Source organism: Agrobacterium sp. El2ro-1b (assembly GCF_048298475.1).
Lineage (GTDB): Bacteria > Pseudomonadota > Alphaproteobacteria > Rhizobiales > Rhizobiaceae > Agrobacterium > Agrobacterium fabrum.
In genome coordinates this window covers 170,744-185,140 of record NZ_CP103459.1, presented here as the reverse complement: position 1 = coordinate 185,140, position 14,397 = coordinate 170,744, and the positions used below count along the sequence as shown (strand labels likewise).

The 14,397-nt window shown below is 58.9% G+C and carries 12 protein-coding genes; 9 read left to right on the top strand and 3 right to left on the bottom strand.

What is annotated here, in order from left to right:
* Position 1: 1 nt before the first annotated feature.
* Positions 2 to 1,711 carry an aconitase X gene (locus NYR50_RS15165; RefSeq protein ID WP_418137456.1) on the top strand — a complete coding sequence of 570 codons (1,710 nt, stop codon included), beginning with the start codon at positions 2 to 4 and terminating at the stop codon, positions 1,709 to 1,711.
* A 10-nt stretch (positions 1,712 to 1,721) separates the two neighbouring features.
* Positions 1,722 to 2,750: a trans-3-hydroxy-L-proline dehydratase gene (locus NYR50_RS15160; RefSeq protein ID WP_418137455.1), complete on the top strand. Its 1,029-nt coding sequence runs from the start codon at positions 1,722 to 1,724 to the stop codon at positions 2,748 to 2,750.
* 213 nt (positions 2,751 to 2,963) lie between these two features.
* Here the strand turns inward: NYR50_RS15160 and NYR50_RS15155 are convergent, their stop codons facing one another.
* Together NYR50_RS15155 and NYR50_RS15150 are read right to left on the bottom strand one after the other, a co-directional pair.
* On the bottom strand, positions 2,964 to 3,986 hold the full coding sequence (locus tag NYR50_RS15155; protein ID WP_418137454.1) for a LacI family DNA-binding transcriptional regulator: 1,023 nt from the start codon (positions 3,984 to 3,986) through the stop codon (positions 2,964 to 2,966).
* Between the two features lie 157 nt (positions 3,987 to 4,143).
* A complete protein-coding gene (locus tag NYR50_RS15150; protein ID WP_003505663.1) occupies positions 4,144 to 4,464 on the bottom strand; it encodes a hypothetical protein in 321 nt (106 codons plus the stop codon).
* 296 nt (positions 4,465 to 4,760) lie between these two features.
* Here NYR50_RS15150 and NYR50_RS15145 point away from each other — a divergent pair, with 296 nt between their 5' ends.
* The 7 genes from NYR50_RS15145 (at position 4,761) to NYR50_RS15115 (ending at position 12,577) form a co-directional block, all read left to right on the top strand.
* Positions 4,761 to 5,564 (top strand): transporter substrate-binding domain-containing protein, encoded by an 804-nt coding sequence (locus tag NYR50_RS15145; protein WP_418137453.1) that lies wholly within the window; start codon positions 4,761 to 4,763, stop codon positions 5,562 to 5,564.
* Positions 5,565 to 5,629: 65 nt separating this feature from the next.
* Entirely contained in the window at positions 5,630 to 6,334 is a 705-nt protein-coding gene (locus NYR50_RS15140; protein ID WP_418137452.1) for an amino acid ABC transporter permease, read from the top strand.
* Positions 6,331 to 6,990, top strand: coding sequence for an amino acid ABC transporter permease (locus NYR50_RS15135; protein WP_003499527.1), 660 nt, complete (start codon positions 6,331 to 6,333; stop codon positions 6,988 to 6,990). Before NYR50_RS15140 ends, NYR50_RS15135 begins: the two co-directional genes overlap by 4 nt.
* The gene (locus NYR50_RS15130) at positions 6,971 to 7,702 is read left to right on the top strand and encodes an amino acid ABC transporter ATP-binding protein (protein ID WP_111806823.1); all 732 of its coding nucleotides are present in this window, start codon (positions 6,971 to 6,973) and stop codon (positions 7,700 to 7,702) included. The genes NYR50_RS15135 and NYR50_RS15130 overlap by 20 nt, the downstream gene beginning before the upstream one ends.
* Positions 7,703 to 7,725: 23 nt before the next feature.
* On the top strand, positions 7,726 to 8,661 hold the full coding sequence (locus NYR50_RS15125; RefSeq protein WP_418137451.1) for a 2-hydroxyacid dehydrogenase: 936 nt from the start codon (positions 7,726 to 7,728) through the stop codon (positions 8,659 to 8,661).
* A 225-nt stretch (positions 8,662 to 8,886) separates the two neighbouring features.
* A complete protein-coding gene (locus NYR50_RS15120; RefSeq protein ID WP_418137450.1) occupies positions 8,887 to 11,061 on the top strand; it encodes a putative bifunctional diguanylate cyclase/phosphodiesterase in 2,175 nt (724 codons plus the stop codon).
* A gap of 448 nt (positions 11,062 to 11,509) precedes the next feature.
* The gene (locus NYR50_RS15115) at positions 11,510 to 12,577 is read left to right on the top strand and encodes a porin (RefSeq protein WP_418137449.1); all 1,068 of its coding nucleotides are present in this window, start codon (positions 11,510 to 11,512) and stop codon (positions 12,575 to 12,577) included.
* Between the two features lie 191 nt (positions 12,578 to 12,768).
* Here the strand turns inward: NYR50_RS15115 and NYR50_RS15110 are convergent, their stop codons facing one another.
* The gene (locus NYR50_RS15110) at positions 12,769 to 14,286 is read right to left on the bottom strand and encodes an amidohydrolase family protein (protein WP_418137448.1); all 1,518 of its coding nucleotides are present in this window, start codon (positions 14,284 to 14,286) and stop codon (positions 12,769 to 12,771) included.
* Positions 14,287 to 14,397: the final 111 nt, after the last annotated feature.

The window sequence follows — 14,397 nt, the reverse complement described above, 5'->3', positions numbered from 1 at the left end:
AATGTCTTCTTCCGTTTCGACAACAGCTGCTCCTCAGGCGCGCAGCATTCTGGCCGGCGCCGCGCAAGGCAAGGTCATCGCCACGACCGAGGCGCTGAGCTTCTGGGGCGGGGTCGATCCCGCCACCGGCAAGGTGATCGACGTGCATCATCCGCTGCACGGCATCTGTCTCACCGGTGGCGTGCTGTTCATGCCGACCAGTCGCGGTTCCTGCACCGGCTCGGGCGTTCTGCTCGATCTCATCCTCACCGGCCGTGCGCCTTCGGCGCTGGTTTTTTGCGAGGCCGAAGACGTCCTGACGCTCGGCGCGCTTGTCGCGGCGGAAATGTTCGACAAGGCCTTGCCGGTCATCCGCCTCGATACCGAAACTTTCGCCCGCTTTTCCCGGGCTGCCCATGTCAGAATCGATCAAAATACCATCAAGGCCGACGGCGTCTCGCTTGCCATCGCCCCGCCGGCGACGGCACATCTCGACCTCACGGACGACGATAGGGCGATGCTTGAGGGGCGTGATGGCATCGCGGTGCGTCAGGCCATGCGCATCATCGTCGCCATGGCCGCCCAGCAGGGGGCTTCCGCGCTTGTCGATGTCACCCAGGGCCATATTGACGGCTGCATCTATGCCAGCCCCGCCAACCTTACCTTTGCGGAAAAAATGGCCGATATGGGCGGCAAGGTACGGGTGCCGACGACCATGAACGCCATTTCCGTGGACAAGGCCAACTGGCGCGCACAGGGCGTGCCGGAGGATTTTGGCGATCCAGCCGCAAGACTGGCGGATGCCTATGTGCGCATGGGATGCAAACCCACCTTCACCTGTTCGCCTTACCTGCTGGATAGTGCTCCAAGTGCAGGCGAATCGATCGGCTGGGCCGAATCGAATGCGGTGATCTTCGCCAATACGGTGCTCGGCGCACGTACCGCAAAGCACCCGGACTTTCTCGACCTCTGCATTGCGATGACGGGCAGGGCGCCGCTTTCTGGCGTTTATCTGGAAGAATACCGCCGGCCGCAGCGCATCGTCGTTGTGGCTCTGCCAGCCGGCATTGATGACGCCTTCTGGCCGCTCGTCGGGTATCTCGCCGGCAAGGCCGCACCGGATTGTATTCCGCTGCTGCGTGGTCTCGGGGCCGCAAAACCTTCCCGGGATGATCTGAAAGCGCTTTGCGCCGCCTTCGGTACCACTTCCGCTTCGCCCATGTTGCATATCGAGGGCGTGACGCCGGAAGCGGGACTTGCGCCGCTCGAAACGTCCGGGACCGTGACCATTTCGCTTGCCGATATGGCCGCAGGCTGGTCGCTTCTGAACGAGGGGCCTGAAGAGGTGCAGCTCGTCGCCATCGGCAGTCCGCATGCCTCGCTGGAGGAATGTCGGGCACTCGCGGCTGTTTTCAATGGCCGCAAGCGGCACGCGGATGTTGCCGTCATAGTTACCGCCGGCCAGCAGGTCATCGATGCGGCCGGGCAGGATGGCACGCTGCAAAGCCTGAAAGACAGCGGCGTGCAGGTGCTGCCGGATCTCTGCTGGTGCTCCATTTCCGAGCCTGTCTTCCCGACCAAGACCCGCGCGCTGATGACCAATTCCGGCAAATACGCCCACTACGGTCCCGGTCTCAGCGGCCGCGCGGTGCGCTTCGGCAGTCTTGCCGATTGCGTCGAAAGCGCGCTGACCGGCCGTGCCGTTTCCCGCCTTCCTGTCTGGCTTTCCTGAGGAGAACTGAATGCGCAGTATCAAGACCGTTCATGTCATTTCCGCCCATGCGGAAGGCGAAGTCGGGGACGTGATCGTCGGTGGCGTCAGCCCGCCGCCGGGGGAGACGATCTGGGAACAGAGCCGTTTCATCGCCCGCGATGAGACGCTGCGCAATTTCGTGCTCAACGAGCCGCGCGGCGGCGTCTTCCGCCACGTCAACCTGCTGGTGCCGCCGAGACATCCGGATGCGGATGCCGCCTTCATTATCATGGAGCCGGAAGATACGCCGCCGATGTCCGGTTCCAACTCCATCTGCGTTTCCACCGTGCTCTTGGATGGCGGCATCGTGCCGATGCAGGAGCCGGAAACCCATATGCTGCTGGAAGCACCGGGCGGGCTGGTGAAGGTGCGTGCCGAATGCCGCAACGGCAAGGCCGAGCGCATTTTCGTGCAGAACCTGCCGAGCTTTGCCGCCAAGCTCGATGCCGAACTCGAGGTCGAAGGCCTAGGTAAACTCAAGGTCGATACCGCCTATGGCGGCGACAGCTTCGTTATCGTTGATGCCGAAGCGATGGGGTTTAGCCTGAAGCCGGAGGAGGCGCATGAGATCGCCCGCCTCGGCGTGCGCATCACCAATGCCGCCAACAAGGCTTTGGGTTTCGACCATCCCGAAAACCCCGACTGGCGGCATTTTTCCTTCTGCCTGTTTGCGGGTAAGGTGGAGCGCACGGCGGAAGGCCTCAGGGCAGGGGCGGCCGTCGCCATCCAGCCGGGCAAGGTAGACCGTTCGCCCACCGGCACCGCACTTTCGGCCCGCATGGCGGTGCTGCATGCACGCGGCGAAATGAAGGAAGGCGAAACGCTGACGGCGGTGTCGCTGATTGGCTCGACCTTCACCGGCCGTATTCTCGGAACGACAACAGTCGGCGACCGCCCGGCCATCCTGCCGGAAATCTCCGGCCGTGGCTGGATCACCGGCATTCACCAGCACATGCTCGATCCGTCGGATCCGTGGCCGGAGGGGTATCGGCTGACGGATACCTGGGGGGCGAGGTAGGGGCGCAAAGGGTCACTCAGTCGGCATTGAGATATGCCGCGGCGATGCGGCATTTTTCTTCTCCCCGCCGGGGAGAAGGTGGCCCGAAGGGTCGGATGAGGGGGCTAGGTTGCCGGAATTCGGAGAGCTTGCCCCCTCATCCCGCTGCCGCGGACTTCTCCCCCCTCGGGAGAAGAAACAAGCGGTTCCCGCTCGCTCCAATAGGCTAAAGTCTCACTGAGCCAACCGCTTCGTCGTTTCCCGCACGATCAGCTCGAACCCGACATCCACCCGCGCCCCTTCGGGAACAGCGGCACCCTTCTCCGGCTCCAATATCGAAAGCAGCAATTCGCCAGCCTTGCGGCCAATCATCTGGGCATCGACGCGGATCGTTGAAATCGCCGGGTAACATTGCCGGCTGATATCGAAATCGCCGAAACCGAGGAGGGAAATCTGGTCGGGCACGGGAATGCCGCGGCGATGACATTCCATCAGCGCACCGACGGCCGAAATATCGGAGACGGCGAAAATGCCTTCGACGTCGGGCGCCTTCGCCAGCAGGGAGCCGAGCGTCTTTGCCCCGTGATCATAGGAGACCGGCGCGCTGCCCTCGCGGATGATGAGATCGTCGGAAATGCCGGCTTCGCGCAGCGCGGCGGCAAACCCGACAAGGCGGCTTTCGCCGCGCCAGTCGTTCACAGCGCCGTCAGCCCGGGAGCCGAGTGCACCTATACGCTTTAAACCAAGCGATATCAGGTATTTGGCGGCGTTTCTTCCCACCTCGTAATTGGAAAAGCCAACCGCATGGTCGATCGGGTGTTCAGGAACATCCCAGATTTCCACGATCGGAATGCCGGCGCGCATCAGAACTTCGCTCGCCATCTTGGTATGCACCGTGCCGGCGACGACGATGGCATCGGGGCGGCGCTCCATCATGGTGCGGATGACGCGCTCCTCTTCCTGCAGGTCGTACATCGTATAACCGATCAGCAATTGATAATCGGCGGCGCGCAGCGCCTTGGCGAGCCCCTGCGCGCTGTCGGCGAAGTTGGAGTTGGTGAGAGTCGGCAGAATGGCGGTAATGAAATTGGTGCGCCGGGAAGAGAGCGAACCGGCGATCCGATCAGGCACATAACCAAGCTTTTCGATGGCCTTCATCACCTTCTGGCGTGTCTCTTCCGACACCAGGGCAGGATCGGCCAGCACCCGCGAAACGGTCATCTTGGAGACGCCCGCGAGTTTTGAGACGTCGCTCATGGTTGCTTTTTTTGACGTGACTAACGCTGCGGCCAAGGGCGTGCGCTCCACCAAAGCATGTCTCCCTAAATTCGAACCGTTTCAGGACAAGACATACACGAAGATATCAAGGGAAAGCACGCCGTATGATTTGATATCAATGCGGCGTGCACCGGATTTATGCGACGCGGCTATAGACCAGATGGTAAAACCGTCCGTCGCACATGCTCATCATCTCGTCCGTCAGCACCCGTCCTTCCAGCCGGACCGGCGAGACCAGCGCTTCCTCCACGGCTTCCATCGAAGGATAGTCGATTTCCTGCACCATGATGATCGAGGCTGCATCCGGGTCTGTGCGCTCGGTGCGCATAACGCGGACGGCCTGCGCATTCGGCATGCGTTTCCAGACCGGCAGCAATTTTTCCTCGACGATGCGGAAAAACTCCTCCTCCCGGCCGGGGTGGATCCTGCCTTCGAAAATTGCCGAACGTGTGTACATGGTTTCCTCCCGAATGAATGGCCGATGCAACAGTTCTGTAGATCGGACTTGCAATGATACCGATAACATGCATTATTGATCCTGCCAAGAACGTGAAACGGTGTCGACAAGAGGAAAATCGATAACTAGCCGAAATTGTTGAATTTTAAGGAAAATTCACATGGTTTTGAGCTTTCGCGGTTTCTTGGGAGGAGTTTTTTGTCAATCGCCGTAAAATGTTATCGAGAACATTTTTCGCTTTGTGCAAGATCGCTGTTCCGCTTTGGACAGCCACTTAAAAGGTTGGAGGAGAAACCATGAGCATATCCAGATTTTTGAAGAACATGACCGTAGCCGTCGGTGTTGCCGCAGCAACGCTTGCCGCCAGCGCATCCGCCCATGCGGTGTCGCTGAGCGAGATCACAGCGCGCGGCAAGGTCAAGATCGGCGTTCTGACCGGCGCTCCGCCGATGGGCATGGTGGACGAGAAGGGCAATCCCTCTGGTTATGACGTGGATGTCGCCAACCTCATCGGTTCTTACCTGTCGCTGCCTGTGGAGCTGGTGCCGCTGACGCCGCCGGCGCGCATCCCCGCACTTCAGACCGGCAAGGTCGACTTCCTTGTCGCAACGCTTGCGCCGACCGGCGAACGCGCCAAGACCGTGATGTTCACGCAGCCTTACAGCGCCTTCAACATGGATATCATTTCCGGCAAGGACCAGAAGTTCGAAAATCTCGACAGCCTCAAGGGCAAGCGCGTTTCGGTCAATCGTGGTTCCTCGCAGGAAACCGCGCTGCGCAAGGCCAATGTCGAGGGTCTCGAAATCGTCGTCTACGAAGATGATTCCACCAGCGCCCAGGCACTACTTGCTGGCCAGGTCGATGCTGTCGCCCTGCCGTCCACGGTTGGCGAAGCGATCATCAAGCAGCGCCCGGAAGCCGGTCTGCAGGTTGGTTTCACCTTCTTCCAGCAGGGCAATTCCATGGCGACGAAGATCGAGGATTTCGAGCTGCGCCAGTGGCTGAACACGTCCATCTACCTCATGAAGATGTCGGGCGATCTCGATCGTATCTCGATGAAGTGGACCGGTCGTCCGCTGCCGCAATTGCCAAGCTTCTGATTGAGCCTTTCAACGTGTCCGCCGGGGGAATCCCGGCGGGCCGGGAAATGTCAACGGAGTGACGCATGTCCTATACTTTTCAATTTGGCGCGCTCGCCCAATATCAGAATGAGATTCTGAACGGCATATGGCTGACGATCAAGCTGTCGGTCCTCTCCATCGTGCTCGGCTGCGCTTTCGGCATTCTTCTGGCCTCGCTGCGGTCCATCAATGGCGGCATCGTCCGCATCATCGTGGACGCCTATGTCGAGGTTATCCGCAACACGCCGTTTCTGGTGCAGCTGTTCATCGTCTATTTCGGCCTGCCGGGTCTCGGTTTTCGCGTCGGGGCGGATACGGCGGCGTTGATCGGCATGACGATCAATCTCGCGGCCTATTCGACGGAAATCATCCGCGCCGGCATCGAGGCGGTGCACAAGTCGCAGATCGAGGCTGGCGAGGCGCTGGGCTTCACGAAATACCAGATCTATCGCCATGTCATCATGGTGCCGGCTATCGCCAAGGTCTATCCGTCGCTGTGCAGCCAGTTCGTGCTGATGATGCTGGCATCGAGCATATGCTCCGCCATTTCCACCCATGAGCTTGCGGCTGCCGCAGCCTTCGTGGAATCGCAGACCTATCGCTCCTTCGAGGTCTATATCGTCGTCACGCTCATCTATCTGGGGCTGGCGCTCAGCCTGCGGCTTATCCTTGCCCTTATCGGCATGTGGCTGTTTGGCCGCCGTGTCGCCCGCAAGACGATGACCGCTTTGCCGGAGGTGCAGTCATGACTCTTCGAACTTTCGGCTGGAACGAGTTCGGCTTCCTGCTGACCGCCCTGCAATGGACCGTGCTTCTGACGATCATTGCGCTTATCGGCGGCGGCATCGTCGGCTTTTTCATCGCACTGGCCCGCACCTCGGATAACAAGCTGCTGCGCATCGCTGCCGGCACCTATATCCAGGTCATTCAGGGCATTCCGGTGCTGATGATCCTGTTCCTGTCCTATTATGGGCTCAGCCTTGCCGGACTGGAATTGCCGCCGCTGATCGCTGCCGGCGCGTCGATGACGATCTATACGTCGGGTTATCTCGCCGAAATCTGGCGCGGCTGCATCCAGGCGGTGCCGAAGCAGCAATGGGAAGCGTCGGAATCGCTGGCGCTCACCCGCGCCCAGCAATATCGTTACGTCATCCTGCCGCAGGCGATCCGCATTTCCCTGCCGCCGACCGTCGGTTTCGCCGTTCAGGTCGTCAAGAATACGTCCATCGCATCGATCATCGGTTTCGTCGAACTGGCGAGAGCGGGGCAGCTCATCAACAATGCCACGTTCCAGCCATTCCGCGTCTTCGTCGCGGTGGCCGTGCTTTATTTCATCGTCTGCTACCCGTTGTCCCAGCTGTCGCGTTGGCTGGAAAGGAGGCTTCATGCCGGAAGTAATCGTTGAAAACGTTCACAAGAGCTTTGGCGCTCTGGAAGTCCTCAAAGGCGTGTCGCTGACGGTTGGTCGCGGTGAAGTCTTTGCCCTCATCGGCCGCTCGGGCTCGGGCAAGAGCACGCTTCTGCGCTGCATGAACGGGTTGGAGAAGATCAATTCGGGCCGCATCGAGATTGCAGGTCATGCCATTGGCGAAGATGCCAAGGCGCTGCGCAAGCTGCGCACCGATGTCGGCATCGTCTTTCAGAGCTACAATCTCTTCCCGCATCTGACGGTCGGTGAGAACATCATGCTCGCGCCACGCATCGTCAAGGACGTGGCGAAATCGGAAACCAAGGATATCGCCCGCGAAGTTCTGCAACTCGTCGGCCTGTCTGAGAAATTCGATTCCTATCCTGACCAGCTGTCCGGCGGCCAGCAGCAGCGTGTGGCGATTGCCCGTTCGCTCGCCATGCGGCCGAAGGTGATGCTGTTCGACGAGGTGACCTCGGCGCTCGATCCTGAACTGACCGAGGAAGTGCTGACCGTCATGGAAAACCTCGCCAAGGGAGGCATGACCATGATCCTCGTGACCCACGAAATGGCCTTTGCGCGTCGTGTGGCGACCGAAACCATCTTCATGCACAAGGGCAAGATCTGGGAGCAGGGCCGCTCGTCTGAACTCTTCGCCAATCCGCAAACGCCGGAACTCCGGCAATTCGTCAAGGCCGATGTGAAGTAGTTCACCGGCGCAAAGGAAGACCCATGACTGCTGAAATCGTACAACTGTGCCCGCTGATCCCGGCACTGGAGGAAGAACTCGCGCAGCGCTTTACCGTGCATCGCCTGTTTGAGGCCACAGACAAGGCGGCATTCCTTTCCGAAAAGGGTGCTGCAATCCGCGGTGTCGTCACGGGTGGTCATATCGGCCTGCCGGCGGATGTCGGCGCCGCACTCCCCAACCTCGAAATCGTCGCCATCAACGGTGTCGGTTTCGACAAGGTCGATCTGGGAGAGGCCAAGCGACGCGGTTTTCGCGTTTCCAACACGCCTGACGTGCTGACCGCTGATGTCGCTGATCTCGCGCTCGGCCTTGTTCTGGCGCAGGCGCGCAAGCTGCCACAGGCCGACCAGCACGTGCGCACCGGGCAATGGCTAAAGGGCGACATGGGTCTTTCCACCCGGGTGGCCGGCCGCCGCTACGGTATTTTCGGCCTCGGCCGTATCGGACAGGCGATCGCAAAGCGGCTCGAAGGTTTTGATGCGCGCATTTCCTACACCGCAAGGAACCGCCGCGATGTGGCCTATGATTATCACGACAGCATCGAGGCGCTTGCCGCCAATTGCGACGTGCTGATCATCGCCGCCGCTGCCACCGCTGAAACACGCCATATCGTCAATGCGGATGTGCTGAAGGCTCTCGGTCCCCAAGGTGTGCTCGTCAACGTGGCGCGCGGTTCGCTGGTGGATGAGAAGGCGCTGGTCGAGGCGCTTTCGAGCGGCACGATCGGTGGCGCGGCGCTTGATGTCTTCGAGGATGAGCCACGTGTGCCGGAAGCGCTTTTCGCCTTCGAAAACGTCACGCTCGCTCCGCATGTCGGCAGCGGCACCCACCAGACCCGGCGTGCCATGGCTGATCTGGTTCTGGCCAATCTCGATGCGCATTTCGCCGGCAGGGAACTGCCGACACCGGTGGGCTGATACATTCCCCGTCAATACCTGCAATCTTTCGGCGCGGCTTTGTCCGCGCCGTTTTGATTTTGGCGGGCGGTAATCCACGCAGGTGCCTGAAGCGGTGTTTACAGCGCAATCCGGCTCGACGTTCATCATTATATAATATGTATAATCCTACTATTCTGCTTCCTTATAAAGTGATGAGGCGGAGAGGTGCGTTCCAAAGGCCCGAAGACACCTGAAGAGAACCGGATGTCGCGAAAAAAGCGCGACATAACGCCATCTGCCTCTCCAGCAATGGGCGAAAATGCCAATCCCTCCGGCCGTCACACGCTTCTGGAAGCGATGATCGATCATGTGCCGGATTTTATCTATGCCAAGGATCTGGAAGGGCGCTTTCTTTTTGCCAACCGCGCCATCGTCACTGAAAACGGCTTTGAAAGTGTCGAGGAACTGATCGGGCTCACCGATTACGATATTCACGGTGAAGCGGCGCGCCACGCCGGCATTCCCGATACCGAAGCGCGGGTGATGCGCACCGGCGAGCCGGATCTCGGTTATGAAGAACGCGCCATGCGCGGCGATATCGACCGCTGGCTGATGATGTCGCGTGTGCCGCTGAAGGATAAATCCGGCAAGATTATCGGCGTCGTGGGTGCTTCGCGCGATATCACCCAGAAAAAGGCCTCGGAGCGATTGCTTCAGGCGCAGGCGCATATTCTGGAAATGATCGTGGCAGCGGCGCGTATCGAGGATTTCCTCGAGGAATTCGTCAAGGCCATCGAAAATCTGGCCACCGGCCTTGCCTGCGCCGTGCGGGTGTTTGAAGCCGCAGTGGGGGAGCCATCGGTTTATGTTTCCCCCGCGCTTGCGCAGCAGGCGGGACTGACCGCGCTCATCTCCAATGTCAGCGATGCCGAAAGCCTCGCCCATTCGGGGGAAGATACGGCCTTCAGTTTCGATATTCCCGCCAGTGAAGGCAAGGCGCATGGTTTCGTCTGGTGCAAGCTTGCCGGCCGCAAGCCGGATGAAGCACTGGTGGAATTTATCGGCGCGGCGGCGCGCATGGCAGGTCTGGCGATAGACCGCAAAAGGGCGGCGGAACACATCGCCTTTCTGGCGGATCATGACATGCTGACTCGGCTACCCAACCGTCGTTTCCTCGATACCCGGCTGCCGGAGATATTGGCGGCGGCGGCAAAGGCGAACAGAAGGGTCGGTATCGGTTTTCTCGATCTCGACAATTTCAAGCAGATCAATGATACGCTCGGTCACAGCATCGGCGATGCGCTGCTGTCGAAAACAGCTGGGCGCATTGCTGCGAGCCTCAAGCAAAACGATCTCGTTCTGAGGGTCGGTGGGGACGAGTTTGTCATTATCCTCGAAGAGCACAAGGACGATGTCGAGAACCGCCTGCAGCGCATCCGTGCCGCGGTCTCGCAGCCGTTGCGCATCGGCAATTACGACATCAAGGTCACCTGCAGCATCGGCATGGCCTTTTTCCCGCAACATGGGGAAACCACGGCGGAAATCGTCGCGGCGGCCGATCTTGCCATGTATGAGGTCAAACATAATGGACGCGACAGCATCGCCACTTTCACACCGAACATGGCGGACGATCTGAGGAAGAAATTCACCCGGATCGAGGAAATGCGCAAAGCCGTGGAAAGGGACGAATTCGTCCTGCATTTCCAGCCGCAGGTCGATCTTGCAAATGGCCGGATCAGCGGTGTTGAGGCGCTGGTGCGCTGGCAGCACCCCACCGAAGGTCTGCTCGGCCCCGTAGAATTCATCGGGCTTGCGGAAGAAACCGGCCTGATCGTGGAACTCGGGGCAAATATCCTCAGAAAGGCCTGCCGCCAGGCGCAGGCATGGGTTGCCGCCGGCCTTTCGCCGGTCAAGATGGCGGTCAATATCTCACCACGGCAGTTTCAGGGCGGGCTGGTGCAGCAGATCAGGTCGGTGTTGAAGGAAACGGGTCTTGCGCCCTCCCTGCTGGAAATCGAGATCACCGAGACGCTGATCATTCAGGATGTCGAGACATCGGTGCGGATCATGCACGCCATAAAACAGATGGGCGTCAGCCTGGCGCTGGATGATTTCGGCATCGGCTATTCCTGCCTCGGCATGCTCAAGACATTCCCGCTGTCCTGCATGAAGATAGACCGGTCATTCCTGACCCACCTGCCGGAAAAAACCAAGGACAGCGCCATCGTCACGATCATGATCCAGCTTGCCGGATCGCTGGGCATCGATGTCATTGCCGAAGGCGTGGAAACCGCCGAGCAGGCGACGTTCCTGCGCGCGGCCGGCTGTCCTTACGGTCAGGGCTATTATTTCAGCCGTCCTCTTCCTGCGGATGCGATCGAGGCGATGCTGGGCAACACGACGACATTCCTAGCCAGCCTTTCCAGCGACAGGACATAAGCCTCTCCTTCAGTGGATTTGCCCGAGAGGCTGGCCGGCCGCCACGTCCGCCGTGGCTCGCTGTCCTATTGACGCGCATCTTCCTTTCCCGCTTCGCCGTCTCATCCCGCATATGAGTGCGTTCTCGCACTTTTGCAGGGTTGCGCGAGGGTCTCGCCATGTTTCGTAACATAATAATATAGTCAATATAGAAAATTATTTACTAGTAATAAATAGAATTATTTTGAAATAAATGATGAAATTACTACATTTTAAACTAGTAAATTGTTGTAATTTTACTACTTAATCCGAATGTGTACTTTAATTGTATTTCGATTTGTTCGATTTGAATTGCGACTCCACAGTAGTTTCTGTCATTTGCTCAATCAGCGCAGGGAAGCGGGCGGCAGGGAAAGACCAGCCCTCAAATTTGCGCATTTGTTGAAAAATTTTTGACTGGAGATTACAAATGAACATCAAGAGCCTTCTGATCGGCTCCGCTGCCGCTCTCGCAGCAGTATCCGGCGCAAAAGCTGCTGACGCCATCGTCGCCGCCGAGCCTGAGCCCATGGAATATGTTCGCGTCTGCGACGCCTTCGGTAAGGGCTTCTTCTATATGCCCGGCACCGAAACCTGCCTCAATTTCCAGGGTTATGTCCGTTTCCAGACCGACTTCGGCCGTGACAAGGCTGGCAAGTCCGACTGGGATTCCTTCACCCGTGCGCAGTTCGAAATTGACACCCGCACCGACACCGAACTTGGCGCTCTGCGCGGCTTCATCGGCTTCCAGGGCAATGCTGACAGCGGCTCTGCTGCCTTGAACGACAAAAACACGAACGACAAGGGTTCGCCGGTATTCGTTGACCAGGCGTTCATCGAACTCGCCGGCCTCAAGGTTGGTAAGTTCACCAGCTGGTGGGATGATGGTATTGGTGGTGAAACCGACGAACTGTCGTCCAACTCCAAGTTCAACTCCATTCGTTACACCTACGATGCAGGTTCGTTCTGGGCTGGCGTGTCGGTTGACGAACTGGAAGGCGTCGCTGTCGGTTCCTACAACAAGAACAACAACGCAAACAAAGTTGGTTCATCCAACAACGTTGGCGTTGCGGCTGGTGTCGGCGCCAAGTTCGACAGCGTCTCCTTCGCTCTTATCGGTGGTTATGACACCGATCGCGAAAATGGCGCCGTTCGCCTGATTGCAGAAGCTGGTGTTGGTCCGGGCACAGTCGCTCTGGCCGGTGTCTGGGCTTCCGGCGCAAACGCCTATTACAACGTTTCCGAATGGGCCGTCGCTGCGTCTTATGCCGTCAAGGCAACCGACAAGCTGAAAATCACCCCCGGCATTCAGTATTACGGTGGCTATGGGCTCGCTTCCTGGAATGATTTCTCGAACAACGATGCCTGGAAGGCTGGTCTGACGGTTGATTACAAAATTACCGACGGCTTCTCCACGAGACTGACTGCGAACTACCTCGACGTCGAAAAGAAGCCTGAAGCTTGGACCGGTTTCGTTCGTCTCGAGCGTTCGTTCTAATCGTCTGCATAAAAAGCATAAACCGGGTTAGACAACTCAGATCCACCCCGTTCTCGAACGGGTGAGTCACTAGCTCCAGTCAAAGTTCCTGACATGATGTCAGGTTTGCTCCCCGGACCACTCCAGGCCGGGGAGTTTTTGTCGCGATGCTGGCAAGGATTTGGGAAGGGTGCCTGCCTCCGCCTGTAGGTTTAGTGATCCTGATCGGAGCCGTGGTTGGTTGCGCGGGAGCTCGCATCCGCCGGCGGACGGGGAGGGCACACCGGTTCGTCAAATGTGCGCAGCAGGCGGCCCCAGCCGGGATCGTGCATATGTGCTTTCAGGCCGGCCCGTTCGGCCAGCGCCATAGCTTCCTGTTGGCCGAAGGTAATGGCGGCATCAACATCTGATGTCAGCACCCGCCCATTTTCCATCAGCAATTTACCATCCACAAAGACGGTATCGACATCGCTGCCGAGAACCTGATGTACCAGACGGTGCACCGGCATCCACATGGGCATCAGATGCGGCTTGCGCATATCTATGATGACGACGTCAGCCTTCTTGCCGATTTCGAGCGAGCCGATCTCGTCTTCCATGCCAATGGCGTGGGCGGCGTCGATGGTGATCATCTCGAATATCTTGCCTGGTGGCAGCAGGTAGCGGTCGTGATTGTGCAGAAGATGTTGCGTGAATTGTGCCAGACGTGCTGTCTGCAGCATGTCGAAATGGCGGCTTGGGGCGGCACCATCGGTGGTGATGGCGACACGAATGCCTTTCGACATCATCTCCATGATCGGGGTTGCGCGACCCGGCGGCGCGTGCGTCACGCGGGTGCCGGTCTCGGCCAGTATGTCGATCTCGTCATGAGAGATGCCCCAGCAATGCTGAAGATGAATGTCAGGGCCGAGCAGGGCATTTTCCTTGTCCTGAAACGCCATACGGATTTGCCCGGCAAAGGCGTCGGAATGAAGCCTGACGCCTCTCTTGCGCGCCATTTCGCGTATCCGGCGGGCCTGCATCCTGTCTCCCTCGGTCAGTTTCACAGCCTGATCAGGCGAGGATGCGTTGGACGGTTCGACCGAAGGCACGATGGTGAAAGGCGTCAGGAAAACGCTGATGCGGCCATCGGCGCTTCCATGCAATGCCTCGATCACCGCTTCACTGCCGTCCATCATCTCGTCAAAACTCACGTCGCGACGTTCGGGCAGACCGCTCTCCCATCGCGTGACCGGATGTGGCCAGGGCAGACCTGATGGCCCGATGCAGATGATTTCGCGAAGACCGAGTTCGCTATAGGCGCGGGCGTGGTTGATGGCGAAGACGGGGTCATCTGCGCGCGGCATTGACGTGATGATGCTGGCCCCGGTCGTCACCCCGGCGCGCAATCGTTCAATGCCGGAAATCAACCCGTCGGCATACCAGTAGTCGCGGGTTACGTAGTGATAATAGGTCGGGGTGATGATTTTCATCCACATCGCATTGGTATCCGCCGCGATGCTGCGAAGAAGCGCGTGGCCAGCATGGCCATGGGCATCGATCAGGCCGGGGATGATCAGCTTTCCCCTGCAGTCGACCACCTCCTTGTCCCCATGGCGGGGTTCCAGTTCATCCACGGTGCCGATGTCGACAATCCTGTCGCCTTCGACCGCCAGCGCACCGTCTTCAATAATGCGCCGTTCCCTGTTGACCGTGACGATCGTTCCGTGCAGCAGCAGAAAGCCTGCCATATTCCGTCCTCCCTGTCTTGAACTCGTATCCAAAAACTTACGATTTTGAGTACGATAATTGTCAACAATATTATTGACAATAAGCTTGGACGAAACAATACTCCCTTTGCC